Consider the following 26,996-nt stretch of genomic DNA (forward strand, 5'->3'; position numbering starts at 1 on the left):
CACCGCCGGGTCACCGGGCGTGCCGGCGGGGCACCTCCGCCTCGTCGTGGCCGCCGAGCGGGCGCAGCGGACGGTACCGGGCCAGCCAGGCGACCAGTTCCTCGGCCGGCATCGGCCGGGCGTAGAACCAGCCCTGGGCGGCGTCGCAGCCGGCCGCGTGCAGCATCCGCCAGGTCCGCTCGTCCTCCACCCCCTCGGCCACCACCCGCAGGCCCAACGCCTTGGCCAGCTCGATCGTGGAGCGGACGATCGCCGCGTCGTCGGTGTCCTCGGCCATGCCGAGCACGAACGAGCGGTCGACCTTCACCTCCACCAGCGGCAGCCGGCGCAGGTGCTGGAGGGAGGAGTACCCGGTGCCGAAGTCGTCCAGCGCGATGCCCACCCCGATCCGGTGCAGCCGGGTGATGGTGGTCAGCACCCGGCGCGGGTCGGCCATCAGCGCACCCTCGGTGATCTCCAGTTGCAGCCGGTCCGGTGCGACGCCGTAGCGGGCGAGCCGGTCGGCGATCTGGTCGGCGATCTCGCCGGTGTGCAGGTCGCGGACGCTGACGTTGACCGCCGCCCGCAGCCCGAGGCCCGCCGCCGACCACTTGGCGAGCTGCTCCACCACGTCGTCGACGACCCGGCGGGTGAGCAGGCGCATCACCGCGCTCTGCTCGGCGACCCGGATCAGCTCCTCCGGGTCGACCATCCCCCGGCGCGGATGCCGCCAGCGCAGCAGCGCCTCCACCCCGACCACCTCGCCGGTGGCGATGGCGATCTGCGGCTGGTAATACATCATGATCTCGCCGGCGTCACCGGCCGGTTCCGTGCCGTCGGCCGGCGGCGCCACGTCGGGTTGCCCGCCGCCCGGTGCCGGGCCCGACCGGTCGGTTGAGTGCGTCGGCGCCGACCACACCTCGGCCTGACGGGCGGCCCCGGTGTCGGCCGCCACCGCACCGCTGGTCGCCGTGGGCCCGACCGGCCGGGCGGATCCGTCCGCCCGATCCATCCGGTCCGCCCGACGCAGTGTCGGGTCCGCGCCGGTCACGATCCGGGCGATCAGCTCGTCGTCGTGGTCCACCGCCCGAGGGCGGCGTCGCCGCCGGCTCCACCACCGGGCGCCGGGACGCTCGTCGGCCGGCGGGGAGGCGGGCAGCACCGCACCGTCCCCGCCGCGGACCGTCGGCACGTCGGCCGGTGCGTCGCCCTGGCCGGGCCGGCCCGGCGATCCCACCTCCAGCACCCGACGGAGGTCGGCCAGCAGGCCCAGCCGCTCCGGGGAGTTGTGGTCGGACTCGGCGGTGTAGACGGCGACCGTGTCGTTGCGGTGCTTCGCGTCGTACATCGCCACGTCGGCGTGGCGCATCAGGGTGGCGAAGTCCTCGCCGTGCTCCGGGTAGAGGGCGATGCCGATGGAACCGCCGACGTCGAGCGGCAACCCGTCCAGCGGCACCGGCTCGGCGAGGGCCTGCACGACCTGGTCGGCCAGGGATCGGGCCTCGCCGGCGTTGGTGAGCCCGGTCATGACGATCGCGAACTCGTCACCGCCGAGACGGGCGACCATCTGCGGCGGCTCGACCGCATCGGTCAGCCGGGCACTCACCTCGACCAGCAGCCGGTCGCCCACCGCGTGACCGAGCGCGTCGTTGACGTTCTTGAAGCGGTCCAGGTCGATCAGCAGCAGGGCCAGCCGGGCACCGGACTCACCCCGGGCCGCGCGCTCGGCGTGCCGGTACACCTGCTCGTTGACCTCGGCCAGCAACGCCTTGCGGTTGGGCAGCCCGGTGAGCGGGTCGAGTGCGGCCAGTTGGTGCTGTTCGACGGTGAGCCGGGCCATCCGGTACACCGCGAACAGCGGCACCAGCACCAGCGGGACCAGGGCCGCGCTGGCTCTCGCGGCGGTGACCAGCACCGGCGCGAGCAGCAGCAGCGACCCGGTGGAGAGCAGCTCGAAGGGCAGGCCGTGCCAGGCGTTGGGCCACCACCGCTCGCCGAACCGCAGCCGCACGGCGGCGGTGACCAGCCCGTAGTTGACCACGAACCAGGCGATGCCGGCGCCGCCGATCGCGGCGATGTCGGCCCCGCCCAGCGCTCCGCCGTCGAAGACGCCGCCCGGTCCCCACCGGGTGACCGCGTACGCGGCGGCCAGCGAGCAGGCGTACTGGCCGGCGTTGAAGGCCGTCCGCCAGGGTGCGTGCCGCATCCGGACCCCGGACACCACCACGGCGACCGCCTGCACCGCGACCGCCGGGCCGAGCCCCCAGCCGAGCAGGATCGCGAAGGTGAAACAGGTCGACGGAAAGACCGCCGAGGAGGACTGGCCCCGGCCGGGCGGAAGGAAGGGGCGCGCGTCGCAGGCCACGGCGAGCACCGCCATCGTCCAGAACGCCGCCGGCAGCTCCGGCAGGGTGGTGGCGAGCGACGCCAGTCCGTCGGCCGAGACCAGCACGGCCACCGCCAGCACCGCGGCGACGAACGTGGCGAACTGCGCGGTCCGTCCGGGTGGGACGAGGTTACGCGGGTCGGGCGACTCCATCACACCTCCCGGCACGAGACGGACGGCCCGTGGGTTTCACGCGCCGCGCCCCCATGAAACGCCCCCACCACCCGATTTCCCGCCGCGACAGTCACGAATCGGTCGTAGTCGTGATTAAGTTGGTATCCGGGCGTACGCTCCCAAGATCGTCATTCCTCGACCCGGGCCACCTGGCGGGCGGCGTCCGGACCGGAGTCGAGCAACACCCGGAGACCCTCCTCGTCGAGCACGGGCACCTTCAGGCTGGCCGCCTTGTCCGCCTTGGAGCCGGGGTTGTCGCCCACCACCACGAAGCCGGTCTTCTTCGACACCGAGCCGCTGACCTTCCCGCCCCGCGACTGGATCGCCTCCGCGGCCTGGTCCCGGGAGAACCCGGCGAGGGTGCCCGTCACCACCACGGTCACCCCTTCGAGCGGGCGCGGCCCCTCCGCCACCGCCTCCTCGGCCATCCGTACGCCCGCCTCGGCCCACTTGCGGACCACCTCGCGGTGCCAGTCCACGGCGAACCACTCGCGGATGCTGGCGGCGATGGTCGGGCCGACACCGTCGACCGAGGACAGTTCCTCCTCGGTGGCCCCGTCGATCGCCTCGACCGAGCGGAAGTGCCGGGCCAGCGCCTGTGCGGCGGTCGGCCCGACGTGCCGGATGGAGAGGGCCACCAGCACCCGCCACAGGTCGCGCTCCCTGGCCACGGCGAGGTTGTCGAGCAGCTTGACGGCGTTGCTGCCGAGGCTGCCGTCCTTGTTGACGAAGAAGGGCGAGCGGGCCAGCTGCTCGGCGTCGAGCGAGAACAGGTCGCCCTCGTCGGTGATGATCTGCGCGTCGAGCAGCGCGGCGCCGCTCTTGTAGCCGAGCGCCTCGATGTCGAAGGTGCCGCGCCCGGCCAGGTGGAACACCCGCTCGCGCAGCTGCGCCGGGCAGCTGCGCGAGTTGGGGCAGCGGATGTCCACGTCACCCTCCTTGGCCGGGGCGAGCGGGGTGCCGCAGACCGGGCAGCTGGTGGGCATGACGAACGGCCGGGCGTCCGGCGGGCGCAGGTCGACCACCGGGCCGAGCACCTCGGGGATCACGTCGCCGGCCTTGCGGATCACCACCGTGTCACCGATCAGCACCCCCTTGCGCTCGACCTCGCGCGCGTTGTGCAGGGTCGCGTACGCGACGGTGGAGCCGGCCACCTTGACCGGTTGGAGCACGGCCTGCGGGGTGACCCGCCCGGTGCGCCCGACCTGCACGTCGATGTCGAGCAGCGTGGTGTTGACCTCCTCCGGCGGGTACTTGAAGGCGATCGCCCAGCGGGGCGCCCGGCTGGTCGAGCCGAGCCGACCCTGGATCGGCACCGGGTCGATCTTCACCACCACCCCGTCGATCTCGTGCTCGACGTCGTGCCGGTGCGCCGCGTAGTGCGCGATGTAGTCCCGTACGCCGGTCAGGTCGGGCACCACCCGCCAGCGGTCGCTGGTGGGCAGCCCCCACGCCTTCAGCGCGCTGTACGACTCGGACTGGGTGGCCGGCTGGAAGCCGCGCCGGGCGCCGATGCCGTGCACCACCAGGCGCAGCGGCCGGGACGCGGTGATCCGCGGATCCTTCTGTCGCAGGCTGCCGGCGGCGGCGTTGCGCGGATTGGCGAAGGGCGCCTTGCCCTGCTCGACCAGGCCGGCGTTGAGGTCGGCGAAGCCCGCGACCGGGAAGTAGATCTCGCCGCGCACCTCGATGAACTCGGGGGCCGGGCCGAACTCCGCCGAGTCGGTCAGCCGGCTGGGCACGTCCCGGATGCTGCGGACGTTGGCGGTGACGTCCTCGCCGGTGCGACCGTCGCCCCGGGTGGCCGCCCGGACCAACCGGCCGCCCTCGTACGTCAGGTTGATCGCCAGCCCGTCGACCTTCAGCTCGCACAGGTAGGGCACCGGGCCGCCGGCGTCCCGCTCGACCCGCTCCGCCCAGGCGGCCAACTCCTCGTCGGCGAAGGCATTGTCCAGCGACATCATCCGTTCCGCGTGGGCGACCGGGGTGAAGTCGGTGGAGAAGGTGCCGCCGACGCGCTGGGTCGGCGAGTCGGGGGTGCGCAGCGCGGGGAACTCCTCCTCCAGCGCTGCCAGCTCGCGGAGCTGCCGGTCGAACTCGGCGTCGGAGACGGTCGGCGCGTCGAGCACGTAGTAGCGGTACTGGTGATCGGTCAGCTCCTGGCTCAGCGTGGCGTGCCGCTCCCGCGCCTGCGGGGTCGGCTCGGCGCCGGCCGCCGCCTCCTGCGCCGCACTGACCTGCTGGCCGATGGCTTCCTCGGACACCCCGCGACCTCCTGTGACTCGGTACCCCGGCACGGTATCCGGCCCGTGGGACACTCCGCCGACTCCCCCGGCATTCCAGCTGGTACGGCGGCCGTTGTTCGAGACCTCGCAATCAAAGATCCTCAGTGGTGTGGAACGAGAGTCTGTCGGTATGTGGTGGGACGTCCCTTGCCGCCGTCCTGGTGGACGAGGCCGCGATTACGCAGACTTCGGAGGGCCTTGCGGATGTTGGGTCCGGTCAGGTGGAGCATGGTTTCGAGTTGGGCGACAGTCCTCGGTCCGGGTGCGAGCGCGTCGTAGATCCGTAGCTCGGTGGCGTTGAGGGCCGGGCTCGTCGGCGTGCTTGCGGGGCCGCGGAGCAGCACGGTGAACCTGATGTTGGTGTCGATGTACTGCGCTGGTGGTAGGGCATGGTCTGACAGCTCGTGAGCGATGGTGGGGATGCCGCTGGCGAGGGCCTCGATGACCCGCCCGCCGGTGGCGGCCGAGCGGACGTGTTGGCAGATGGCCACGAGGAGCCCATTGCGGGCGGAGGTGACGGCGTCGTGGCCGAGGCGGTCGACGGTGATGCCGTACAGGCCACCGGGGTTGGTGATGACGAGCCGGTCGCGGCGTAGCCGTACCTCGATGGCGAAGGCCTGCGACCAGTGGTCGAGGTCGCGGTGGATGAGTGCGTTGGCGATGATTTCCCGAAACGCGACCAGGGGGTACGCGGGTCGATCGGCGACAGTGCCATCGGGGTTGGCGACGATGACCGTGTCGAACGTGCGGCGGGCCCAGTCCAGTGCCGTGTCGAGCATGCGAGGAATAGGCCCGGTGATCGTGATCTGGTTGCGCGCTCGTGCGGCGGGTGGATCATGAGGCAGAGGTTCGGCGGCGGCCTGGATGACATAGCGGGGGAAGAACTGTTGCGGATGGACGCCGAGGGTGAGAAGGCCAGCCGTGGTGGGTTGCCCGCCACTCACGGTCACGCCGGCCCGGCGCAACAACTCGGCGTCGTCGGTGAAGCGACCCAGCCCCGTGGCGTCCCGCTCGCGTACCGTCGCCAGGTATGAGGCGACCAGGTCTGGATCGAGATCGTCCAAGCTGGCACCGTCGACGGGCCGGCGGTCGAACAGCGGTGGCCGCCGGGCGGCAAGAAACCCTTGCGTCTCCAGGTCGGAGAGCGGGAAGTCGCCGTCGTAGCCGCGAAGGTACGCGGCGCCCGTGGCGGTGACCCGGCACGGTTTCGCCGACGGATCGCATTCGTGCACCCGGGCGACGATCACCGGCTGTCCATCAACGATGCCGTCGTCGATGGAGAGGCGCACCGGTGGTGTGTACGCGCGTGCCTTCGTGGCGAGACCCTGCTTGAGGGTTTGCAGATCGGCCAGGGGCACCGGACGGAAACCGGTACGTTCGTCCAAGCCCAGGATGATCGTCCCACCACCGGGAAGGTTTGCCAGGGCACTCAACGAGGCGGTTAGCGAGACAGGCAGCCCGCCTGCGGCGGCCTTGACCTCGACGTTGGTCGTGTCCCCGCCCGAGGCACGCAGCGTCTGTATCAGGTCGTCCAGGTCGTCGGCCATGACACGAAATGTAACTACGCTGGCGTTACATTTCAAGCTCTTAAGTTACATTTGATGTTGCGCCACCAACGACTGGCTATTCCCCGGCACGGTATCCGGCCCGTGGGACACTCCGCCGACTCCCCCGCCACTCCAGCTGGCACGGCAGCCGCGGTTCCCCGGCATTCCAGCGCTAGGGCCTGCGTTCCCAAGCGGCGGCGAGCGCGGCGAGTTGATCGGCGTACTCGATCCGGGTGGCCCACGGCGCCGGCCAGCCGGCCATCCCGTGGGCGGCACCGACGAAGGCTCCGGCAAGGGCGGCGATCGAGTCGGAGTCACCGGCGGTGGTGGCGCCGCGCGCCAGCGCGGCCACCGGGTCGTCGACGTGCCGCAGCGCGCAGAGCACGGCGGTGGCCAGGGCCTCCTCGGCGACCCAGCCCTCACCGGTCAGCCGGCACGGGTCGCCGCCGTCGTCCGGCGCGGCGAGCGCCGCATGTTCGCCCCGCAGCCCTTCGAGCCGGCCTGGGTTGCCTGCTGCCAGGGCAGCCCCCGGGACAGCTCGGCGCAGGCCCGCAGGCAGGTCATCCCCGGTGCGCGATTGTTCTCCGGACTGGCCGCCCAGTCGAGGAAGCGCCGCCGCAGCAGCGGCTCGACCGCCTCGGCGGTGTATCCGGGCGCGCCGTGCAGCGCCCAGCCCACCGCCAGGGCCATCTGGGTGTCGTCGGTGACCAGCGCCGGATCACCGACCAGCTCCCGGGGGCCGGTCGGACCGTACCGGCGGTTGATCTCGGCGACGCTGAGGAACTCGGTGGGCTTGCCCAGGGCGTCACCGTAGGCGAGACCGAAGAGCGAGCCGGCGGCCCGCCGGGGCGAGGGGGCGATCATGAAGGTGATGATGCCGCCGGCCGCAAGCCCCGGCCAGTGCCCGATCAGCCCACCGCCCCTCCCGCACCGGCCGCCGGAGGCCGGCGGTCAGCCCCAGCAGAGGCAGAATGGGTGGCCGGCCGGGTCGGCGTAGACCCGGAAGCCGTCGCCCTGGCCGGGCAGCCGCCGGGCGCCCAGGGCCAGGGCCGCCTTCTCCGCCGTGTCGATGTCGTCGACCGTGACATCGAGGTGGAACTGCTGGGGACGCTCCGGGTCGGGCCAGACCGGCGCGCGCAGCTCCGGCGCCCGTTGGAAGGCGAGCCGCGGCTGGTGCCCGGGATGGCCACCGAGCACCACCCACTCGTCGCCCTCGGAGTCCTCCTCGACCAGCGGCAGGCCGAGCAGCTCAGCACAGAAAGCGGCCAGCGCCCGAGGGTCGGGGCAGTCGATCACCGTGGAACGCAGCTGTCCAATCATGCCCGCCATCCTGCCCGGTGGGTACGACGGGAAACCTCACTCCTCGGACAACCGGCGGCCGGCGTCCCGGCAGGCGGCCAGCACCGCGCGGGCGTACGCCGGGGTGGCTCCCGCCAGGCCACACGCGGGGGTGACCACGACCTGCTCGGCGAGGCGACGGCGCGGGAAGCCGAGGCGATCCCAGAGGGTGCGTACCCGGTCGGCGACCTCGGCCGAGGTCGGCGCGCGACCGACCGGCGACGATGTCGGCGCGGCGCCGGCCAGCAGCCCGAGCCCGGCGTCGAGCGCCTCGCCCAGCGGGTCGAGGTCGGTCACCAGGCTCAGGTCGAGCGCGACGCCGACCGCGCCGGTGGACCGGATCAGCTCCAGCGGCACGTCCGGCGCGCAGCAGTGCACCACCGTCGGTACCCCGGCGGCCTCGACCAACATGGCCAGCAGTGCGCGGGCGTCGCCCGGCTCGACCGCCCGGTAGGTGCCGAGGCCACTCTCGGTGGGTACCCGGCCGGCGAGCACCGCCGGCAGCGCCGGCTCGTCGAGCTGGAGCAGCACCGACGCGCGGGGCAGCCGGCGGGCCACCGCCGCGACGTGCCCGCGCAGCCCTTCGGCGAGCGAACCGGCCAGATCGCGTACGGCACCGGGGTCGCGCACCATCCGGCCGCCGATCGGCAGCTCCACCGACGCGGCCAGGGTGAACGGGCCGGCCACCTGGACCTTGATCGGGCCGGCGTACTCCTCGGCCTGCTCGGCGAGCTGGTCGAGGTCGCGTTCCATCAGGTCGCGCGCCCGGCGCAGATCCCGGCCGGGGCGCGGCGCCACCCGCCACCGCGCGGCGTACAGCTCCATCGGTAGCTCGACCAGCAGGCCGGCGGTGCGGCCGAGCACGTCGGCGCCCGGGCCACGGGCCGGCAGCTCCGGCAGATGGGGCAGGGCGGGTAGCTCGCCGAGGACGATCCGCTGCGCCTCGGCGATGTCGGTGCCGGGCAGCGAACCGATGCCGGTCGCCGCTCCCGCCGGCCACGGCCACGCCTGATCACTCACCGCCGCAGGGTACCTCCCGCCCCGGTCACCGCTCGGGACTGTCGCGCCGGCGGCACGGTCAGGCGGTGATGGTGGCGGAGCCGAGGACGATGTCACCGGCCGGGTCGGGGCGGTAGGCCACGATCGCCTGGCCGGCGGCCACGCCGCGCACCGGGCGACGCAGCTCGGCGTGCAGGCCGTCGCCGTCGACCGTGACGGCGGCGGGCACCACCACGCCGTGCGCGCGCAGCTGCACCTCGCACTCGATCGGCCCGTCGGGGCGCGGGGCACCGGTCCAGATCGGCCGGGTGGCGCGGACCGTGGCGACCTCCAGCGCCTCGGCCGGGCCGACGGTCACCGTGTTGGTCTTGGGCGTGATGGAGAGCACGTAGCGGGGGCGGCCGTCCGGAGCGGGACGGTCCAGGTGCAGACCACGTCGCTGGCCGACGGTGTACGCGTACGCTCCGGCGTGCCGGCCCACCACGGCCCCGGTGGTCGCGTCAACCACGTCGCCGGGCGTCTCACCGAGGCGCTGGGCCAGGAAGCCCCGGGTGTCGCCGTCGGCGATGAAGCAGATGTCGTGCGAGTCCGGCTTGTCGGCGACGGCGAGGCCTCGATCGGCCGCCTCCTGCCGGACCTGCGCCTTGGTGGACCCGCCGAGCGGGAAGATCGACCGGTCCAGCTGCTCTCGGGTGAGCACGGCCAGCACGTACGACTGGTCCTTGGCCTCGTCGACGCTGCGGCGCAGCAGGCCGTCCGGGCCGAGCCGCGCGTGGTGGCCGGTGACCACGGCGTCGAAGCCCAGGGCCACCGCCCGGTCCAGCACCGCGGCGAACTTGATCTTCTCGTTGCAGCGGAGGCAGGGGTTCGGGGTACGCCCCGCCGCGTACTCGGCGACGAAGTCGTCGACCACGTCGGCGTGGAAGCGGTCGGCCATGTCCCAGACGTAGAACGGGATGCCGATCACGTCGGCCGCGCGCCGGGCGTCGCGGGAGTCCTCCAGGGTGCAGCAGCCCCGCGCCCCGGTGCGGTAGGTCTGCGGGTTACGGGCCAGCGCCAGGTGCACGCCGGTGACGTCGTGCCCGGCCTGCACCGCCCGCGCCGCCGCCACGGCGGAATCCACGCCGCCGGACATCGCCGCCAACACCCTCACCCGGACCACTCTCCCTTCCCATCGAGCCTATCCCCGAGCCCGCCGCCCGCTGCGCGAGGTGCCGACCGTCGGCTCAGCGGGGGTGCCAACCGCCGGGTCACCGGGGGGTACGCAGGGCAGCCGCCCGCCGGGCCCGGTCGACGGCTCCCGGCAGGGCGGCGATGAGCGCGTCGACGTCGGCCGAGGTGCTGGTGTGGCCGAGGGAGAAGCGCAGCGAGGAGCGGGCGCGGTCGTCGTCCGCGCCCATCGCCAGCAGCACGTGCGAGGGCTGGGCCACCCCCGCCGAGCAGGCCGAACCGGTCGAGCAGGCGATGCCCTGGGCATCCAGCAGGAGCAGCAGGGCATCGCCCTCGCAGCCGGGGAACGAGAAGTGCGCGTTGCCGGGCAGCCGGTCGGTCGGGTCGCCGTTGAAGACGACCTCGGGTACCGCCTGCCGGACCCGCCGCACCAGGTCGTCGCGGAGCGCGGCCACCCGGGCGGCGTACTCCTGCTGGCCCTTGACCGCGGCCTCGACGGAGACCGCGAAGGCGACGATGCCGGCGGCGTCGAGGGTGCCGGAGCGTATGTCGCGCTCCTGGCCGCCGCCGTGCAGCAGTGGCACGGCCGCGACCTCCCGGGCCAGCACCAGCGCACCGACCCCGACCGGGCCGCCGAGCTTGTGACCGGTCACGGTGAGCGCGGCGACACCGCTGGCGGCGAAGTCGACCGGCACCTGGCCGACCGCCTGGATGGCGTCGGTGTGGAACGGCACGCCGTGTTCGGCGGCCACGGCGGCCAACTCGCCGATCCGCTGGACGGTGCCGACCTCGTTGTTGGCCCACATGGCGGTGACGAGCGCCGCCCGGTCACCGTGCTCGGCCAGCTCGGTACGGAGCGCGTCGGGATGCAGCCGCCCGCCGCCGTCGGCCGGCAGCCAGCCCACCTGGGCGCCCTCGTGGCGGCCCAGCCAGTCCACCGCGTCGAGCACGGCGTGATGTTCGACCGCGCTGCAGACCACCCTGGTCCGTGCGGCGTCGGCGCCCCGGCGGGCCCAGAAGATGCCCTTGACCGCGAGGTTGTCGCTTTCGGTGCCGCCACCGGTAAAGATCACCTCGGAGGGCCGGGCACCCAGCGCGGCGGCCACCCGCTCCCGCGACTCCTCGACCCGCCGGCGGGCCCGCCGGCCGGACGCGTGCAGGGAGGACGCGTTTCCTACCTCGCGGGCGGTCGCGACGTACGCCGCCAATGCCTCGTCGAGCATCGGAGTGGTCGCGGCATGATCCAGGTAAGCCATCACGGTTCAGCCTAACGACCGCGCCCGCGTTGACCGCAGACCGGATTGCCCGGGAGGGGAGGCGCAGCCGCGTACGGCGAATCTCCCGGCCGTACCGGGGTACTACCCACGATGTCTCCGCCGAGTGGTTGCCGACGAGCGACAGCCACGGCAACCGCCCGTCGAGGGCTCCCGGACGGGCTGATCGGCGGGCCGGTTCAGCTCCCTGGCCCGCCGATCAGCTCCCGGCCTCACTTGCGCTTACGGATCTCCTCGGCGGCCTGCGGGACGACCTTGAACAGGTCGCCGACCACGCCGAAGTCGGCCAGCTCGAAGATCGGCGCCTCGCCGTCCTTGTTGACCGCGACGATGGTCTTCGAGGTCTGCATGCCGGCCCGGTGCTGGATCGCGCCGGAGATGCCGAGCGCGACGTAGAGCTGCGGGGAGACGGTCTTGCCGGTCTGACCGACCTGGAACTGGTGCGGGTAGAAGCCGGAGTCGACCGCGGCCCGGGAGGCGCCGACGGCACCGCCGAGCAGGTCGGCCAGCTCCTCGACCAGCTTGAAGTTGTCCGCGTTGCCGACGCCGCGACCGCCGGAGACGACCACGCCGGCCTCGGTGAGCTCGGGGCGGGAGCCCTTCTGCTCGGCCACCCGGTCGACCACCTTGGCCAGCGTGTCGGTGTCGGTGACGGTGACGGTCAGCTGCTCGACCGCCGGGGTGGCCGCGGCCGGCGTCGGGTTGACCGAGTTCGGCCGGAGGGTGACCAGCGGCAGGCCACGGGTGACCTTGGACTTCACGATGGTCGACCCGGCGAAGGCCACCTGGGTGGCGGTGCCGTCGGCGGCCAGGGCGACCACGTCGGTCAGGATGCCGTTGTCCAGCTTGACCGCCAGCCGGGCGGCGATCTCCTTGCCCTCCTGGGAGGAGGCGAGCAGCACGGCGGCCGGCTGCACCCGCCGGACCAGGTCGGCGACCACGGTGGCCTTCGGCGCCACCAGGTAGCCGTCGATCTGCTCACCCTCGGCCGCGTAGATCTTCTCCGCGCCGTACTCGCCCAGCTTCCCGGCGAGGGCCTCGGCGGCACCGGCACCCCCGAGCACCACCGCCGACGGGGTGCCCAGCTCGCGGGCGAGGGTGAGCATCTCCAGGGTGACCTTCTTGACGCCGAACTCCCGGGTGGCTTCGACGACGACGAGAACCTCAGACATGTCCCACACCCCTCACACGAACTTCTCGGTGGCGAGGAACTCGACGAGCTGCACGCCGCCGGAGCCCTCGTCGGTGACCTTCGCGCCACCCGAACGCGGCGGACGCTTGCTGTGCTCCACCACGGCGCTGGTCGCGCCGTCGAAGCCGACCTCGTTCGCGGCCACGCCCAGGTCGGCCAGGGCGAGGGTCTGCACCGGCTTCTTCTTGGCGGCCATGATGCCCTTGAACGACGGGTACCGGGGCTCGTTGATCGTGTCCCACACGGAGACGATGGCGGGGGTGGAGGCGGTGACCACCTCGTAGCCCTCCTCCGTCTGTCGCTCCACGGTCAGCGTGGCCCCGTCGACCGTGAGCTTGCGGGCGCCGGTCAGCGCCGCGATGCCCAGCCGCTCGGCGAGCATGTGCGGCAGCACCTGCACCCGGCCGTCGGTCGACTCCGAGCCGCAGAGCACCAGGTCGGCGTCGAGCTGACCCAGCGCGGCGGCGAGCACCTTCGAGGTGGCCACGGCGCAGGACCCGTGCAGGGCGTCGTCCACCACGTGCACCGCCTTGTCCGGGCCCATCGACAGCGCCTTGCGGATCGACTCGGTCGCCCGGTCCGGACCCATGGTCAGGATCGTCACCTCGCCGCCGTGCGCCTCCTTGATCTTCAACGCCTCCTCGATGGCGTACTCGTCCATCTCGTTGATGACGTTGTTCGCCGAACCGCGGTCGACGGTGTTGTCGTCAGTACGCAGGTTGCGGTCCGCGCCCGAATCGGGCACCTGCTTGACGAGTACGACGATGTTCATCGCGCTTCGACGACCCTCCTGCCGTGGTGATGTGATGCTCTAGGTTACCTGTCAGTAGCATGTGCTTTGGCGGCACCCGGGGTGACACAGCTCACCGGCATTGTCCCTGTCCGGCGCCCGCCGCCCCGGAATCCGCCTCAGCCGGACTCGCCCAGCGCGTCCTTGATCCGTTCGATGACCTCGGCCTCGGCCGGGCTGACGCCGTCGTGGGCGCGCGCCGTGCGATCGGCCGCCGTTAGCACCACCGCCCGGTAGACCGGGACGTCCTGCGGCTCCTTCGCGGCCAGGATCTCGATCCCCCGACGCAGCGCCGGCAGCACCACCGCCTCGACCTCCAGCGCGGAATCACGCGGCAGTTTCGGCAACGGACCGCTGGTCAGCGCCTCCTTCACCACCCCGCTGGCGTCGGCCATCGCCCCGGAGGCGGCGAAGCTCTCCCGGAACAGGGCGAGCACACCCGGATCGGCGTTCGAGACCATGAACACCGCACCGAAGGCGCCCGTCTTGAGGGTCAGTTTCTCGTCGTCCGTCAGCCGCTGGGTCATGATCACCGAGTGTAGACGTACGGCGTGGTGGTGGTGAGCACGCCAAGCCGACCGGACGGATACCGCGCGGGCTGTGACCTCCGTCCCGGGTAGGCCATGATGGTTACATGGCCCGGCTGTACATTCTCCTCTTCCTGGTGCAGGTCGTCCTCGCCGTCTGCGCCCTGATCAGCTGCCTCTCCGCCGAGGAGGACGGCATCCGCCACCTCCCCAGGATCGCCTGGCTGCTGATCATCCTGTTCTTCCCGTTGGTCGGCGCGATCGCCTGGTTCGTCGCCGGGCGCGACCGCACGACCACCGGCGGGTCGACCCCCTGGGCGACGGGTGGCCGCCCGGCCGAACGCGCCCGCCCGCCCGCCCCGGACGACGATCCCGAGTTCCTCCGCTCGATCGAGGAACGGTCCCGCAAGGAGGATCAGGAGCTCTTCCGCCGCTGGGAGGAGGACCTGCGCAAGCGCGAGGACGACCTGCGCAAGCGCGAGGGCGAGCCGCCGCGCGAGGAACCCCGCCCCGAGGTGTGACGGCGCCGGGTTCAGGCCAGGTTCGAGGAGCGGGGGTACGCGTCGGCCGGGTCGGTGAGCACGTTCACCAGGTACGGCACCCCGGCGTCGAACGCGCGCTGGAGCGCCGGTCCCAGCTCGGCGGCCTTGGCGACCGTCTCGCCCGCCCCGCCGAGCGCGCTGACCACCCGGTCGTAGCGCAGCTCGGGCTGGAGGTCGGCGGCGACGTCATAGCCGTACATGGCCCGCATCGGGTGCTTCTCCAGACCCCAGATGCCGTTGTTGCCGACCACGATGACCACCGGCAGCTTCTGCCGGACCAGGGACTCCACGTCCATCAGTGAGAAGCCGGCCGCGCCGTCGCCCATCAGCACGCAGACCTGCCGGTCCGGATGGGTGACCCGGGCGCCCATCGCGTAGCCCATGCCGGTGCCGAGGCAGCCGTACGGGCCGGGGTCGAGCCAGGTGCCGGGCTGGGCCGGCTCCAGGTAGCGCCCGGCGTACGAGACGAAGTCGCCGCCGTCGCCGATGGTGACCGCGTCGCGGGCGAGGACCCGGCGCAGCTCGCCGTAGACCCGGGCGGGGCGGATCGGGTCGGTCTCGGCGGCCATCTCCTCGGCGTCCCGGGCCTTCGCGGCGTCCTCGGCGGTACGCAGTTGCGCGACCCAGTCGCCGTGGTCGACCCGGTCGCCGGAGTGGTTCGCCAGGGCGGTGAGGATGCCGCGCAGGTCACCGGCGGGGGCGGCGGCGGGCTGCACGTGCCCGGCGCGCTGGCCGGGTGCGTCGACGATGTGCACCACCGTGGCGTCGCCGAAGTCGCCGAAGGAGAGCCGGAAGTCCAGCGGGGTGCCCACGACCACGACCACGTCGGCACCGGAGAGGGCCGCCCGGCGGGCCTTGGCGAAGGCCAGCGAGTGCTCCGGCGGCAGGGCGCCCCGGCCCATGCCGTTGGTGAAGACCGGCACGGTGAGCGCCTCGGCCGCGGCGCGCAGGGCGTCGACCGCGTCGCCGGTGTAGACGTCGGAACCGGCGATGATCACCGGGCGGGCCGCGCCCGCGATCAGGCGGGCGGCCGTGGCCACCTCGTCGGGGTCGGCGTCGAGCGGGGCGATCTCCGGGCCGGCCGGCAGCTCCGCGTCCCCCACGGAGAAGATCGCTTCGAGAGGGAAGTCGAGGAAGACCGGACCGCGGTGCGGGGTGAGCGCGCTGGTCAGCGCGGCGGCCACCGCCCGGGGGATGTCGTCGGCGCTGAACACCGTCTCCGCGTGCTTGGTGACCGGGGCGACCAGCGGCAGGTGGTCCATCTCCTGCAGGCTGCCCGAGCCCCAGCGGAACTGCGGCGCCCGGCCGCCCAGCACCAGCACCGGCGAGGCGTTGAAGTACGCGCTGGTCAGGCCCGAGATCCCGTTGGTCACGCCGGGGCCGGCGGTGAGCACGGCCAGACCGGGGCGACGCTGGAGCTTGGCCACCGCCTCGGCGGCGAAGACGGCGGACTGCTCGTGCCGCACGTCGTAGATCGGGAAGCCGGTCCGGTGCGCGGCGTCGTAGAGCGGGAACACGTGCCCGCCGGAGAGGGTGAACATCTCCCGCACCCCGTACGCGCGCAGCGCCGCGAGCGCGAGTTCCCCGCCGTGGCCTTCGATCCGCTCCGTCATTCCCGCTCCCTCTCGTCGGCTGACCGGAGTCACACGCTACTGGCCGGTAGGAGGAATGTGAACCACCCTCGCGTGCTCGACGGCCGCTCAGCGGCCGGTAAAGTCCGGCTTCCGCTTCGCCACGAACGCCGCCATCCCCTCGCGCCGGTCGTCGGTGGCGAACAGCGCGGCGAAGAGTTGGCTCTCCCAGGCCAGGCCCGAGGTCAGGTCCATGTCCAGGCCGCCGTCCACGGCCAGCTTCGCCGCGCGCAGCGCCTGCACCGGCCCGGTGAGGTACGGCCGCACCAGCGCCACCGCTGTGTCGTAGACCTCGGCGGCCGGTGCGACCCGGTCGGCCAGGCCGATGCGCAGCGCCTCCTGCGCGTCCACCATCCGGCCCGACATGATCAGATCCTTGGCGCGGGCCGGGCCGACCAGCCGGGCCAGCCGCTGGGTGCCACCGGCGCCGGGGATGATGCCGAGCTTGATCTCGGGCTGGCCGAGCTTGGCGTCCTCGGCCACCACCCGCCAGTCACAGGCCAGCGCCAGCTCGCAGCCGCCGCCGAGGGCGTAGCCGGTGATCGCGGCGACGACTGGCTTCGGGATCCGGGCGATCGCGCCGAGCGCGCTGGACAGGTCGGCGGCCCGGTCGGCCATGTCCACATAGGACATGTCGGCCATCTCCTTGATGTCCGCGCCGGCCGCGAAGACCTTCTCCCCGCCGTACACGATGACCGCGCGGACCGACGGATCGGTGGTGGCCGCCGTCGCGGCGGCGCGCAACTCCTCCTGCACCTGGGTGTTGAGGGCGTTCATCGGCGGCCGCTCCAGCCGGATGGTGCCGATGCCGTCCTTGCTCTCCAGCCGCACGAACTCGCCCACGCTGAGCCTCACTTCCTCGTCGAAGTCGCGTGCCAACCTTACGGCCCGCCCCTGCGGCACGTATTCTGGCTGCCAGTCCCGCGACCCGGAGTTCCCGTGATGGTCACGTACTACGACGACAGGTCCGTGCAGGTCACCTCCGCCGCCGTCACCGTCGACGACCACGTCTACCCGCTGACCGAGATCACCGAGGTCTGGCACCACCGGGGCAGCCTCTCGTGGCGGGTCCTCGCCGGCCGGGGCGCGATCGGCGCGGCGATGGTCGGCCCGCTGGTGGCCGCCGTCATCGGGGTCGCCATCGGCGTCTGGCTCGACCGGTCGGCGACCGTCACGGTCGCCATCATCGGCGTCTCCATCCTGATCGGACTGGCCGCCGGACCGGTCGCCGACCAGCTCTTCGAGTACCTCGACCGCTCGTACGCCCGGGGCAGCCGCCAGCGGGAGGTCTGGATCCGCTGGCGTGGCCACCCGGTGCGGCTGCTGCGCACGCCGGACGCACTGCGCTTCGGGCAGATCTACCGCGCGGTGCAGCGCGCCATGGAGGCCGGCCAGCCGATGCCGCCCCGCCGACGCTGACCAGCCCCTTCCCGCGCCAACACGACAGCCCGGGTTTGCCCGGAGGTGGTTAGGCTTAGTGATGGCGCTCTATTACCGGGACGACGCGGTGCAGGTGACCTCCGAGTCGATCCGGGCCGGAGGGCACGTCATCCCGATCGCCGAGATCACCTACGTCTGGCACGCGAAGGGCCGCACCACCCTCGCCGTGCGCGGCCGGGTGCTCGGTCGCGGCGTACTGGTCCTGCTGTTGTCCCTGCCCCCGCTGGTGGGGCTGGTCTGCGTCGTCTCGCTGGCCTGGTCGGCGCAGGACCGGGGCGAGTGGCTGCCGGCGCTGGTCGTGCTCGCGGCCTGCGTGGTGATCCCGCTGGCGCTGGTGCCGTTCCTGGAGATCCCGCTCGGCTGGCTGGACCGCTCCTACGAGCGCGGCAACCGCGTGCACGAGCTGTGGGTGCAGTACCACCGGCAGGAGGTCATGGTGCTGCGCACGCCGGACGCGCTGCGCTTCGGGCAGATCTACCGGGCGGTGCAGCGCGCCGTCGAACAGCAGGGTTACCACTGAGCCGGCATCCGCGACCCGCCCGGCGCACACTTGATCCCATGGCGCTCCCCTTCCCCCGGCCGACCGCGGTCGTCGGTCTCACCCGCTCCGCCCTCGACTCGGCCGCGTCCTTCGCCGCGATCCCGGCCCGCGCGTTCGCGGTGCTGGACGGCGTGGAGGCGCTGCTGACCCGGATCAACGGGGTGGTGGACCGGGTCGAAGAGACCCTGGACCGGACCGACCGGATGGTCACCGATGCCGAGGTGGCGGTCCGCGAGGTGGCCGTGATCAGCGCCGCCGCCACCGCCGCCGTGGAGCGGGCCACCGAGGTCGCGGGCGCGGCGAGCGTCGTGGTGGACGCGGCGCGATCGGTGGCCACGCGGGCCGCCGCGACCGTGGGCACGGCGGCCGAGGCCGCGGCCACCGCGGCCGAGTTGCTGGCGGCGTACGAGCCGGCGCTGCGGCGGGCCGCCCCGATGGCGAACCACTTCGTCGAGCAGCTCAGCCACGAGGAGGTCACCGCGGCGGTACGCCTCGTCGACGAGCTGCCGAGACTGCGGCAACACCTCACCTCCGACGTGCTGCCGATCCTGGCCACCCTGGACCGGGTCGGCCCGGACCTGCACGACCTGCTCGACGTGACCCGGGACCTCAAGCTCGCCGTGGCGGGCATCCCCGGTCTGGCGATGCTGCGCCGACGCGGCGAGAAGCTGAACGACGACACCGACTGAGGTACGGCCCGCGCCCCCGTTCCGGCGCGGGCCGTACGCATGCGGCGGACAGCCGACGTCCGTCAGCAGTCGCAGCCGGCGGCGGGCCGGGGCGCGGTCAGGTCGTCCACCGGCCGGTGGGTCCGTCCCGTGGCGGTGACCACGGGCAGGCCCTCCCGGACCCAGTACTCGTACCCGCCGCGCATCTCCTTGACCGGGTAGCCGAGCCGGGCGAACTCCAGCGCGGCCCGGGTGGCGCCGTCGCAGCCGGGGCCCCAGCAGTAGGTGACGACCCGGGCGCCGGGCGGCACCACCCCGGCGGCCCGCTCGGCGATCAGCGCGGTGGGCAGGTGCACGGCGCCGGGCAGATGGCCCTGATCCCAGGCGGCGTCGCCGCGCGAGTCGACCACCACGAGGGCGGGCACCTCGGCGGTCAGGTCGGCGTGCACGTCCGCCACGTCGGTCTCGACCCCCAGCCGGGCGAGGAAGTGGGTGACGGCGGCGGCCGGGTCGGCGGCCGGTACGGCGAAGGTTCGGCTCATGACACCGATCCTCGACCGACGACGGCCGGCCGGGCGAGTGGCGGTCACGACGTACTCCGCTAATATCCGGCCATGGCTCCGGTCGACCGCAGCGTGGCCGTGCTCGCGTACCCCGGCATGTCGGTCTTCGAGACCGGGATCGTCACCGAGGTCTTCGGCCTGCCCCGGCCCGAACTCGGCGTGCCCTGGTACGACCTGCGGCTCTGCGCCGAGCGGCCCGGCCCGACCCCGGTGATCGGCGGGGCCAGCCTGCACAGCCCGTACGGCCTGGAGACGCTGGCCTCCGCCGCGACCGTCGTCGTCCCCGGGGTGCCCGACGTGCACGGGACGCCGTCGCCGGAGTTGGTCGCCGCCCTGCGCCGGGCGCACCGGGCCGGCGCCCGGGTCCTCTCCATCTGCTCGGGCGCGTTCGCGCTGGCCGGCGCGGGCCTGCTCGACGGCCGACGGGCCACCACCCACTGGCGGTACGCGGAGCTGCTGGCCCGCCGGTACCCACGGGTGCGGGTGGATCCCGACGTGCTGTACCTGGACGACGGGGACATCCTCACCAGCGCCGGCAGCGCCGCCGGTCTCGACCTGTGCGTGCACGTGGTACGGCGCGACCACGGCGCGGCGATCGCCAACGCGGTGGCCCGCCGGCTGGTGATTCCGCCACACCGCGACGGCGGCCAGGCGCAGTTCATCGAGGCGCCGGTGACGGCGGGCCCGGACGACGACCGGATCGCCGGCAGCATCGCCTGGGCGCTGGCCCACCTGGCGGAGCCGCTCACGGTGGCCCGGCTCGCCCGGCAGGCGCACATGTCACCCCGCACCTATCTGCGGCACTTCGCCCGGGCCACCGGCACCAGCCCGATCCGGTGGCTGGTCGAGCAGCGCGTCCGGGCCAGCCTGCCGCTGCTGGAGACCACCGACGCACCGGTCGCACGGATCGCGACGGCGGTCGGCTTCGACGCCCCGGTGACGTACCGGCACCACTTCGCCCGGTCGATGCGGACGTCGCCGTCGGCGTACCGCCGCGCGTTCCGTACCGACGCGGACGCGGCGAGGTCCTGAACCGGTCAGCCCGCCGGCGCGTACAGCTGGTCGATCTCGTGCCGGTGCGGCAGCGACACGCTGGCGCCGAGCCGGCGTACGCAGGCGGCACCGGCCGCCGCCGCCCAGCGCACCGCGTCGACCAGGTCCCGGCCCTCACCCCAGGCCACGGCGAGCGCCCCGGTGAACGCGTCACCGGCCGCCGTCGAGTCCACCGTGTCCACCGGCACGGCGGGCACCTGCGCGGTGATGCCGTCCCGGTCGCCGTACCAGGCGCCCTCCGCCCCGAGGGTCAGCACCGCCCGGGGCGCCAGGTCCAGCAGCGCGTGCGGACCCTCCCGACCCCGGCCGGTGTACGCCTGCGCCTCGTTCTCGTTGACCACCAGCAGGTCCACGGCGGCGAGCAGCTCCGGCGGGAGCGGGACGGCCGGCGCCGCGTTGAGCACCACGCGGGTGCCGGCGGCCCGCGCGGCCACCGCCGCCTCGGTCACCGTCTCCACCGGGATCTCCAGCTGCGCGACCAGCACGTCGGCCTCGCGTACGGCGGCAAGCTCGGTCTCGGTCAGCTCGGTCAGTGACGCGTTCGCCCCCGGTGTCACCAGGATCGCGTTCTCGCCCTCGGCGTTGACCATGACCAGGGCCACCCCGGAGGAACCGTAGGTGGTCCGCACCTGGCTGGTGTCGACCCCGGCGGCGGTGATCCGGGCCCGCAGGGTCACTCCGAACGCGTCCGAGCCGATCGCGCCGAGGAAGGCGCTGGCGGCACCCGCCCGGGCGGCGGCGATGGCCTGGTTGGCCCCCTTGCCGCCGGGCACGGTGACGAAGTCGGTGCCGAGCAGGGTCTCCCCCGGCCGGGGCAGCGCCTCGGCGGTGGCCACCAAATCCATGTTCGCGCTGCCCACCACGACCACCCGGGTCTGGGGCACGGCTGCCTCCCTGCGGTCGCGGCTGTCGACAGGAGGCCCCTGCTCAGGGGCCCTTCCTTACACCTCAGGCGGCGCGGGCGGTGTAGCGGTCGCCGGTGCGCTCGACGAGCAGCGGCAGGCCGAAGGTCTTGGTGAGGTTGTCGGCGGTGAGGGTGTCCGCCAGCAGCCCCTGCGCCGTCACCGCGCCCTCGCGGAGCAGCAGCGCGTGGGTGAAGCCGGGCGGGATCTCCTCCACGTGGTGGGTGACCAGCACCAGCGCCGGGGCGTCCGGGTCCTGCGCCAGCTCGGCGAGGCGGGCCACCAGGTCCTCCCGGCCGCCCAGGTCCAGCCCGGCCGCCGGCTCGTCGAGCAGCAGCAGTTCCGGGTCGGTCATCAGCGCCCGGGCGATCTGCACCCGCTTACGCTCCCCCTCCGAGAGAGTCCCGTACGCCCGGTCGGCCAACGCGCCGACGCCCAGCTGGCCCAGCAGCGCCCGGGCCCGGGCCTCGTCGGCCGGGTCGTAGTCCTCGCGCCACCGGCCGACCACCGACCAGGCCGCGGTCATCACCACGTCGCCGACCCGTTCCTCGGCGGGCAGCCGCTCGGCGAGCGCCGCGGTGGAGAGTCCGATGCGGGTACGCAGCTCGGTGACGTCGGTGCGGCCGATCCGCTCGCCCAGCACGTGCGCGGTGCCGGTGGTGGGGTGCAGCCGCCCGGCGGCCAGGTTGAGCAGGGTGGTCTTGCCGGCGCCGTTGGGCCCCAGCACCACCCAGCGCTCGTCCAGCTCCACGCGCCAGTCGACGTCGTGCAGCAGGGCGGTGCCGGACCGGCGTACGGCGACGCCGTCGAGGCTGACCACCAGATCCGCGTCCACGGGCGAGGGGGCGGGTGCGGCACCGGCGGCGCCGGGGATCAGGTCACCAGTCACCAGCCCATCCAACCACGCACCGCCGGGCCGCCCCCACGGGCGGGCGTCGCGGCCGTAGGGTGAGGCGCCGTGTCATTGCTCACCCCACCCGGAGGACCGCCCACCACCGGGCTCGCGATGGAAGGTAGGGCGGCATGAGCAGTGGGGTCATCGAGATCGAGGGTCTGCGCAAGACCTTCCACAGTCTGCGGCGGGGGCGACGGGTCGCCGTCGACGGCTTCGACCTGCTGGTCGAGGCCGGCCAGGTGCACGGTTTCCTCGGGCCCAACGGGTCGGGCAAGACGACGACCCTGCGCGCGCTGCTCGGGCTGGTACGCGCCGACGACGGGCGGATGCGGGTGCTCGGCGCCCGTGCGCCGGGGCAGCTGCCCCAGGTCGCCGGCCGGGTCGGGGCGATCGTGGAGAGTCCGCAGTTCTACGGCAACTTCACCGCGTACCGCACGCTGCGGCTGCTCGCCCTGGCCGGTGGCGTACCGGTCGGCCGGGTCGACGAGGTGCTGGAACAGGTCGGGCTGGCCGATCGGGGTCACGAGCGGGTCAAGGGCTACTCGCTGGGCATGAAGCAGCGCCTCGCGGTGGCCTCGGCCCTGCTCAAGCGGCCCGAGCTGCTGATACTCGACGAGCCGGCGAACGGGCTCGACCCGGCGGGCATCCGGGAGATGCGCGACCTGGTGCGCGCGCTGGCCCTCAACGGGGTCACGGTGCTGGTCTCCAGCCACATCCTGGCCGAGATCCAGCTGATCTGCGACCACGTCACGATCATCTCGCGGGGTCGGCGGGTGGCGGCCGGGCCGGTGGCCGAGGTGCTCGCCGGCTTCGACCGCCACGAGCACCTGGTCCGCGCCGACGACCTGGCCCGGGCCGAGGAGTTGCTGCTGGCCGCCGGGCTCTCGGTCACCGGGCACGCCGACCATCTGGTGGTCAGCGACCTGCCGGATCCGACCACGGTGAGCCGGACGCTGGGCGAGCAGGGTGTCTGGGTACGCGAGCTGACCCCGCTGCGGCCGGATCTGGAGAGCGTCTTCCTGGAGCTGACCGGCACACCGGGGCACCCGACGGTTCCCCGGCAGGTGGACGGTTCGGCACCGCACCACGAGCCGGCCACCGGCCGGGAGATCGACCTCGACATCCGGGGAGTGGACGCGTGAACCTGATCCGTGCCGAGGTGGAGCGGTTGGGCGCGCGCCGCTTCGTGCAGCTGATGGTCGTGCTGCTGTTGCTGGCGTTCGGGGTGACCGCGGCGACCACGCTCGCCGGCTCGCACCAGCCCAGCGCCACCGAACTGGCCGAGGCGCAACGGCAGGCCCTCTCCGAGCGGCGCGACCTGGAGCTGGTCCACGAACGGTGCCTGGCCCGGGATCGGGGCGAGCCGCCGGTCAACGACGACCACATCTACCTGCCGCCGGACTGTAGCGAGCTGGACCCGGCCCTGCGGGACCGGTTGCCGGTGGCCGCCGACTACCTGACCGGGGTGTTCACCTTCACCCGGCAGGCCGAGCCGCTGCTCTACTTCCTCGTGGCGTACCTGGTGCTCTTCGGTTTCCTGGTCGGTGCGTCCTACATCGGCGCCGATCTGAACTCCGGCGGCGTGGTCAACCTGCTGCTGTGGCGACCACGCCGGCTGACCGTGCTCGGCACCAAGCTCGGCACCCTGCTCGGGGCGGTGCTGGCGCTGTCGGTGCTCGCCTCACTGGCCTACCTCGTCACCTTCTGGGTCATCGCACAGGTCGGCGGCTATCCGGGCCCGACCGACGCGGCGTTCTGGGCGGAGCTGGGCGCGATCTGGGGCCGTGGCCTGACGCTGGTGCTGCTCGCCGCGGCGGCCGGCTTCTCCATCGCGACGATGGGCCGGCACACCTCGGCGGCGCTCGGCGCGGTGGCCGCGTACCTGGTGGTGTGGGAGCTGGGTGGGCGGATCGTGCTGCAGATCGTCGAGGCGGCCCGGCCGGATCAGCTCATGCTCTCCACCTACGTCGGCGCGTGGCTGGCCGGGGAGGTCACGCACTGGGACGCCAGCGCCTGCCGGCCGTTGACCTATGGCTACTGCGACGGCCAATACACGGTGACCTGGCAACCGGCGATGGCCGTGCTGTTGCTGCTCACCGCGGGGCTCGTCGCGGCGGCCTTCGCCCTGTTCCGGCGTCGTGACCTGATCTGACCGTGAACATGGCGGGGTCGGTGCGACGGGCCGGCGCGCGGGCCGGGCCCGGGTCAGCCGACCGTGGAGCCGAAGACCTCGTCCCGGACCGCGTTCAGCGCCGTGCGCAGCGCCCCGTGCAGGATCGGCTCCTCGGTCAGCCCGGTCGGCACCACCCGGGGGCGCACCAGCGTGATCGCGGCCACCTCCCGCTGCACCCGTTCGGCCAGTGCCGCGCCGCCGGCCTGGCCCACCTCGCCGGCGAGCACCACCAGCGGCGGGTCCAGCACCACGCAGGTGCTGGCCACGCCGAGGGCGAGCCGGCGGGCCACCTCGTCGAGCAACGGTTCACCCGCGGCGCCGGCGGCGGTCGCGGCCCGCACCGCCTCGGCGGCGGCGTCCGGGTAGCCGTGGTCGCGGGCCAGGGCGCGGATCGCGTCCGCGCCGGCCAGCTGCTGGAAGGCCGGCTTGGCCCGGCGGGAGACGTCGCGCGGGATGGGCGCGCCGGGCACCGGCAGGTAGCCGATCTCGCCGGCGGCGCCGCTGCTGCCGTGGTGCAGCCGCCCGCCCAGCACGATCGCCAGCCCGACGCCGGCACCGACCCAGACCAGCACGAAGTCCGACAGCCCCTGGGCGGCGCCGGACTGCGCCTCGGCCACCGCGGCCAGGTTGACGTCGTTCTCGAAGACGACCGGGGTGTCCAGGTCGTCGCGGAGCGCGGCGAGCAGGCCACGGTGCCAGCGGGGCAGGTTGAACGCGAAGGTGATGTCCCCGGTGCCCGGGTCGACCAGGCCGGGGGTGCCGAGCACGATCCGGCGTACGCTCGACAGCTGCGCGCCGGCGCTGCCGGCCACCCGGACCACCGCGTTGTGCACCACGCCGACCGGGTCGTCGGTGTCCCGGGTGGACTGCTCGACCCGGCCGATCACCGCACCGGTGATGTCGGCGCAGGCGGCCACCACCCGCTCCGGGCCCACGTCGACGCCGACCACGTGCGCACTGCCCGGCCGTACCGCGTAGAGCTGGGCGTTCGGCCCGCGACCGCCGGCCTGCTCGCCGACGCGGGTGACCAGCCCGCGCTCCTCCAGCCGCTCCACCAGCTGCGAGGCGGTGACCTTGGACAGGCCGGTCAGCTCGCCGAGCCGGGCCCGGGTCAGTGGTCCCTGCTCCAGCAGCAGCTCCAACGCCGCGCGGTCGTTGAGGGCCCGCAACAGGCGCGGGGTGCCGGGCAGCCGGGTCGAACTCATGCCATGTCCCCAATTAATAGTAAACTTTGCTAACCTTTTAGCTTTTAAGTAACTGTAAACCGACCTGCGAACGGGTAGCCGTAGCGTATCGGCCACGTGGGAGCGCGGCTCTCCGCCGACCCGGTACGACATCCGCGCACGGCGGGCACCGAGAGGAGAGAACACGTGGGGCTGGATCCAGGACTGCGCCGGCTGGCGCTCGGCACCCTGCTGGCCGCCTATCCGGGACCGGTCCCGCCCGACTGGGCGGTCGACCTGGTCGCCGACGGGCTGGCCGGGCACACCCTCTTCGGCACGAACATCCACGAACCGGCGCAGGTGTCGGCCAGCACGGCCGCGCTGCGCACCGGCCGGAGCGACGTACTGATCGCCATCGACGAGGAGGGCGGCGACGTCACCCGGCTGGCGCACGCCACCGGCAGCCCGTACCCGGGCAACGCCGCGCTCGGCGCGATCGGTGACGTGACGCTCACCCGCCGGGTCTACCAGGCCATCGGCGCCGAGCTGGCCAGCCTGGGCATCACGGTCAACCTGGCGCCCACCGTCGACGTCAACACCGCCGACGACAATCCGGTCATCGGCACCCGCTCGTTCGGCGCCGACCCGGTCGAGGTCGCCGCGCACGCCGCCGCCGCGACCGCCGGCCTCCAGGCCGCCGGGGTGGCGGCCTGCGCCAAGCACTTCCCCGGCCACGGCGCGACGGTGGCCGACTCCCACCACGAACTGCCCACCGTGGACGTCGCGCCGGACGTGCTGCGCCAGCGCGACCTGCCGCCGTTCGCCGCGGTGGTCGCCGCCGGGGCGAAAGCCGTGATGACCGCCCACATCCGGGTGCCCGCGCTGACCGGCGACGGACCGGCCACGTTCAGCCGCGCCGTGCTGGTGGACCTGCTGCGCGAGGAGTACGGCTTCGACGGCGCGGTGATCACCGACGCGCTGGAGATGCAGGGTGCCGCCCTCGCCGCCGGTGGCATCGCACCCGGTGCCGTACGCGCCCTGGCCGCCGGCGCCGACCTGCTCTGCATCGGCGCCAAGGTCGACGCCGACCTGGTCGAACGGGTCGCCGCCGAGATCGTGGCGGCGCTCGACGACGGCCGGCTGGAGCGGACCCGCGTCGAGCAGGCCGCCGGCCGCGCCGCGGACCTCGCCGCCTGGACCCGGGCTGCCGGCGGTGCCACGGTCACCCCCACCGACCTGGGGTACGCGGCGGCCCGCCGCGCGGTCCGGGTGGAGGGTGTGCTGGACGGGCTGGACCACCCGCTGGTGGTGCAGTTGCACGCGACGTCCACCATCGCCGAGGGGCGGGTGCCGTGGGGGCTCGGCCCGCACCTGCTGGGCGCCGAGCAGATCCGGGTGGTGGCCGCCGAGGCGGACCCGGCCGACCTGCGCCAGCGCGCGGGTGCCCGCCCGATCGTGCTGGTGGGCCGCCACCTGCACCGGCTGCCCGGTGGTCCGGAGCTGGCCACCGCGCTGGCCGCCACACATCCGGTGACCGTGGTGGAGATGGGCTGGCCGGCCACCTGGCGACCCGCGGGCGTCCGGGCCTTCGTCACCACGTACGGCGCGAGCCACGCCAACGGTCGCGCCGCCGCCGAGGCGCTGGGCCTGGCCGCCTCCGCACCCTGACTCGCACCCTGCGTCACTGGCCGGAGCGGCCGACGCGCGGCGCGTCGTGCCAGGTCAAGTCCACTATTGGACAGCACTGAGACGGTGGCGGCGGCT

24 protein-coding genes and 1 pseudogene are annotated in these 26,996 nt (G+C 73.6%); 8 read left to right on the plus strand and 17 right to left on the minus strand.

Translation table 11 applies throughout. From position 1 onward, the window contains the following. Positions 1–10: 10 nt before the first annotated feature. The 11 genes and pseudogenes from O7615_RS01975 to O7615_RS02025 all read right to left on the minus strand — a co-directional run bounded on the left by O7615_RS01975 (position 11) and on the right by O7615_RS02025 (position 13,661). Positions 11–2,518 (minus strand): EAL domain-containing protein, encoded by a 2,508-nt coding sequence (locus O7615_RS01975; protein ID WP_278175425.1) that lies wholly within the window; start codon positions 2,516–2,518, stop codon positions 11–13. 149 nt (positions 2,519–2,667) lie between these two features. Next, entirely contained in the window at positions 2,668–4,803 is a 2,136-nt protein-coding gene (ligA, locus tag O7615_RS01980; RefSeq protein ID WP_278175426.1) for an NAD-dependent DNA ligase LigA, read from the minus strand. A gap of 122 nt (positions 4,804–4,925) precedes the next feature. Next, positions 4,926–6,407 (minus strand): ATP-binding protein, encoded by a 1,482-nt coding sequence (locus tag O7615_RS01985; RefSeq protein ID WP_278175427.1) that lies wholly within the window; start codon positions 6,405–6,407, stop codon positions 4,926–4,928. Positions 6,408–6,543: 136 nt separating this feature from the next. Then, positions 6,544–7,235 (minus strand): annotated as a pseudogene (locus tag O7615_RS01990) (ADP-ribosylglycohydrolase family protein). A gap of 87 nt (positions 7,236–7,322) precedes the next feature. Continuing rightward, the gene (locus O7615_RS01995) at positions 7,323–7,691 is read right to left on the minus strand and encodes a VOC family protein (protein ID WP_278175428.1); all 369 of its coding nucleotides are present in this window, start codon (positions 7,689–7,691) and stop codon (positions 7,323–7,325) included. Positions 7,692–7,727: 36 nt separating this feature from the next. Further along, positions 7,728–8,729, minus strand: a complete 1,002-nt coding sequence (locus O7615_RS02000) for a methionine synthase (protein ID WP_278175429.1) — start codon at positions 8,727–8,729, stop codon at positions 7,728–7,730. A gap of 58 nt (positions 8,730–8,787) precedes the next feature. After that, positions 8,788–9,861: a tRNA 2-thiouridine(34) synthase MnmA gene (gene mnmA, locus O7615_RS02005; RefSeq protein ID WP_278175430.1), complete on the minus strand. Its 1,074-nt coding sequence runs from the start codon at positions 9,859–9,861 to the stop codon at positions 8,788–8,790. A gap of 97 nt (positions 9,862–9,958) precedes the next feature. Beyond that, positions 9,959–11,134 carry a cysteine desulfurase family protein gene (locus tag O7615_RS02010; RefSeq protein ID WP_278175431.1) on the minus strand — a complete coding sequence of 392 codons (1,176 nt, stop codon included), beginning with the start codon at positions 11,132–11,134 and terminating at the stop codon, positions 9,959–9,961. A 230-nt stretch (positions 11,135–11,364) separates the two neighbouring features. Further along, positions 11,365–12,324 (minus strand): electron transfer flavoprotein subunit alpha/FixB family protein, encoded by a 960-nt coding sequence (locus O7615_RS02015; protein ID WP_278175432.1) that lies wholly within the window; start codon positions 12,322–12,324, stop codon positions 11,365–11,367. Positions 12,325–12,336: 12 nt separating this feature from the next. Then, a complete protein-coding gene (locus O7615_RS02020; RefSeq protein WP_278175433.1) occupies positions 12,337–13,116 on the minus strand; it encodes an electron transfer flavoprotein subunit beta/FixA family protein in 780 nt (259 codons plus the stop codon). 137 nt (positions 13,117–13,253) lie between these two features. After that, positions 13,254–13,661 carry a hypothetical protein gene (locus O7615_RS02025; protein ID WP_278175434.1) on the minus strand — a complete coding sequence of 136 codons (408 nt, stop codon included), beginning with the start codon at positions 13,659–13,661 and terminating at the stop codon, positions 13,254–13,256. A 107-nt stretch (positions 13,662–13,768) separates the two neighbouring features. Here O7615_RS02025 and O7615_RS02030 point away from each other — a divergent pair, with 107 nt between their 5' ends. Beyond that, a complete protein-coding gene (locus O7615_RS02030; RefSeq protein WP_278175435.1) occupies positions 13,769–14,182 on the plus strand; it encodes a PLD nuclease N-terminal domain-containing protein in 414 nt (137 codons plus the stop codon). Between the two features lie 11 nt (positions 14,183–14,193). Here the strand turns inward: O7615_RS02030 and O7615_RS02035 are convergent, their stop codons facing one another. Together O7615_RS02035 and O7615_RS02040 are read right to left on the minus strand one after the other, a co-directional pair. Next, complete coding sequence (locus O7615_RS02035) at positions 14,194–15,816, minus strand: acetolactate synthase (RefSeq protein WP_278175436.1); 1,623 nt, start codon at positions 15,814–15,816, stop codon at positions 14,194–14,196. Between the two features lie 87 nt (positions 15,817–15,903). Next, positions 15,904–16,677 carry an enoyl-CoA hydratase-related protein gene (locus tag O7615_RS02040; RefSeq protein ID WP_278175438.1) on the minus strand — a complete coding sequence of 258 codons (774 nt, stop codon included), beginning with the start codon at positions 16,675–16,677 and terminating at the stop codon, positions 15,904–15,906. A 99-nt stretch (positions 16,678–16,776) separates the two neighbouring features. Between O7615_RS02040 and O7615_RS02045 the strand changes: the two genes are divergently transcribed. The 3 genes from O7615_RS02045 (at position 16,777) to O7615_RS02055 (ending at position 18,504) form a co-directional block, all read left to right on the plus strand. After that, the gene (locus O7615_RS02045) at positions 16,777–17,253 is read left to right on the plus strand and encodes a DUF6232 family protein (RefSeq protein WP_278181951.1); all 477 of its coding nucleotides are present in this window, start codon (positions 16,777–16,779) and stop codon (positions 17,251–17,253) included. A 61-nt stretch (positions 17,254–17,314) separates the two neighbouring features. Then, entirely contained in the window at positions 17,315–17,794 is a 480-nt protein-coding gene (locus O7615_RS02050; protein ID WP_278175439.1) for a DUF6232 family protein, read from the plus strand. Between the two features lie 38 nt (positions 17,795–17,832). After that, the gene (locus O7615_RS02055) at positions 17,833–18,504 is read left to right on the plus strand and encodes a hypothetical protein (RefSeq protein WP_278175441.1); all 672 of its coding nucleotides are present in this window, start codon (positions 17,833–17,835) and stop codon (positions 18,502–18,504) included. A gap of 62 nt (positions 18,505–18,566) precedes the next feature. Here the strand turns inward: O7615_RS02055 and O7615_RS02060 are convergent, their stop codons facing one another. Beyond that, on the minus strand, positions 18,567–19,025 hold the full coding sequence (locus tag O7615_RS02060; protein WP_278175442.1) for a rhodanese-like domain-containing protein: 459 nt from the start codon (positions 19,023–19,025) through the stop codon (positions 18,567–18,569). 72 nt (positions 19,026–19,097) lie between these two features. On the opposite strand from O7615_RS02060, the gene O7615_RS02065 reads away from it, so the two are divergent. Next, positions 19,098–20,078: a helix-turn-helix domain-containing protein gene (locus O7615_RS02065; RefSeq protein WP_278175444.1), complete on the plus strand. Its 981-nt coding sequence runs from the start codon at positions 19,098–19,100 to the stop codon at positions 20,076–20,078. 5 nt (positions 20,079–20,083) lie between these two features. Here O7615_RS02065 and O7615_RS02070 read toward each other — a convergent pair whose 3' ends face one another. Together O7615_RS02070 and O7615_RS02075 are read right to left on the minus strand one after the other, a co-directional pair. Continuing rightward, entirely contained in the window at positions 20,084–20,983 is a 900-nt protein-coding gene (locus O7615_RS02070) for a ribokinase (protein ID WP_278175446.1), read from the minus strand. Between the two features lie 64 nt (positions 20,984–21,047). Beyond that, positions 21,048–21,890, minus strand: a complete 843-nt coding sequence (locus tag O7615_RS02075; protein WP_278175447.1) for an ABC transporter ATP-binding protein — start codon at positions 21,888–21,890, stop codon at positions 21,048–21,050. A gap of 134 nt (positions 21,891–22,024) precedes the next feature. On the opposite strand from O7615_RS02075, the gene O7615_RS02080 reads away from it, so the two are divergent. Both O7615_RS02080 and O7615_RS02085 read left to right on the plus strand, forming a co-directional pair. Then, positions 22,025–23,038 carry an ATP-binding cassette domain-containing protein gene (locus tag O7615_RS02080; protein ID WP_278175448.1) on the plus strand — a complete coding sequence of 338 codons (1,014 nt, stop codon included), beginning with the start codon at positions 22,025–22,027 and terminating at the stop codon, positions 23,036–23,038. Then, complete coding sequence (locus tag O7615_RS02085; protein ID WP_278175449.1) at positions 23,035–24,048, plus strand: ABC transporter permease subunit; 1,014 nt, start codon at positions 23,035–23,037, stop codon at positions 24,046–24,048. The genes O7615_RS02080 and O7615_RS02085 overlap by 4 nt, the downstream gene beginning before the upstream one ends. A 53-nt stretch (positions 24,049–24,101) precedes the next feature. Here the strand turns inward: O7615_RS02085 and O7615_RS02090 are convergent, their stop codons facing one another. Then, positions 24,102–25,274, minus strand: coding sequence for an ROK family transcriptional regulator (locus O7615_RS02090; RefSeq protein WP_278175450.1), 1,173 nt, complete (start codon positions 25,272–25,274; stop codon positions 24,102–24,104). Between the two features lie 165 nt (positions 25,275–25,439). Here O7615_RS02090 and O7615_RS02095 point away from each other — a divergent pair, with 165 nt between their 5' ends. Continuing rightward, positions 25,440–26,900 carry a glycoside hydrolase family 3 N-terminal domain-containing protein gene (locus tag O7615_RS02095; protein ID WP_278175451.1) on the plus strand — a complete coding sequence of 487 codons (1,461 nt, stop codon included), beginning with the start codon at positions 25,440–25,442 and terminating at the stop codon, positions 26,898–26,900. Positions 26,901–26,996 lie beyond the last annotated feature (96 nt).

This window comes from Micromonospora sp. WMMD1082 (assembly GCF_029626175.1).
GTDB lineage: Bacteria > Actinomycetota > Actinomycetes > Mycobacteriales > Micromonosporaceae > Micromonospora.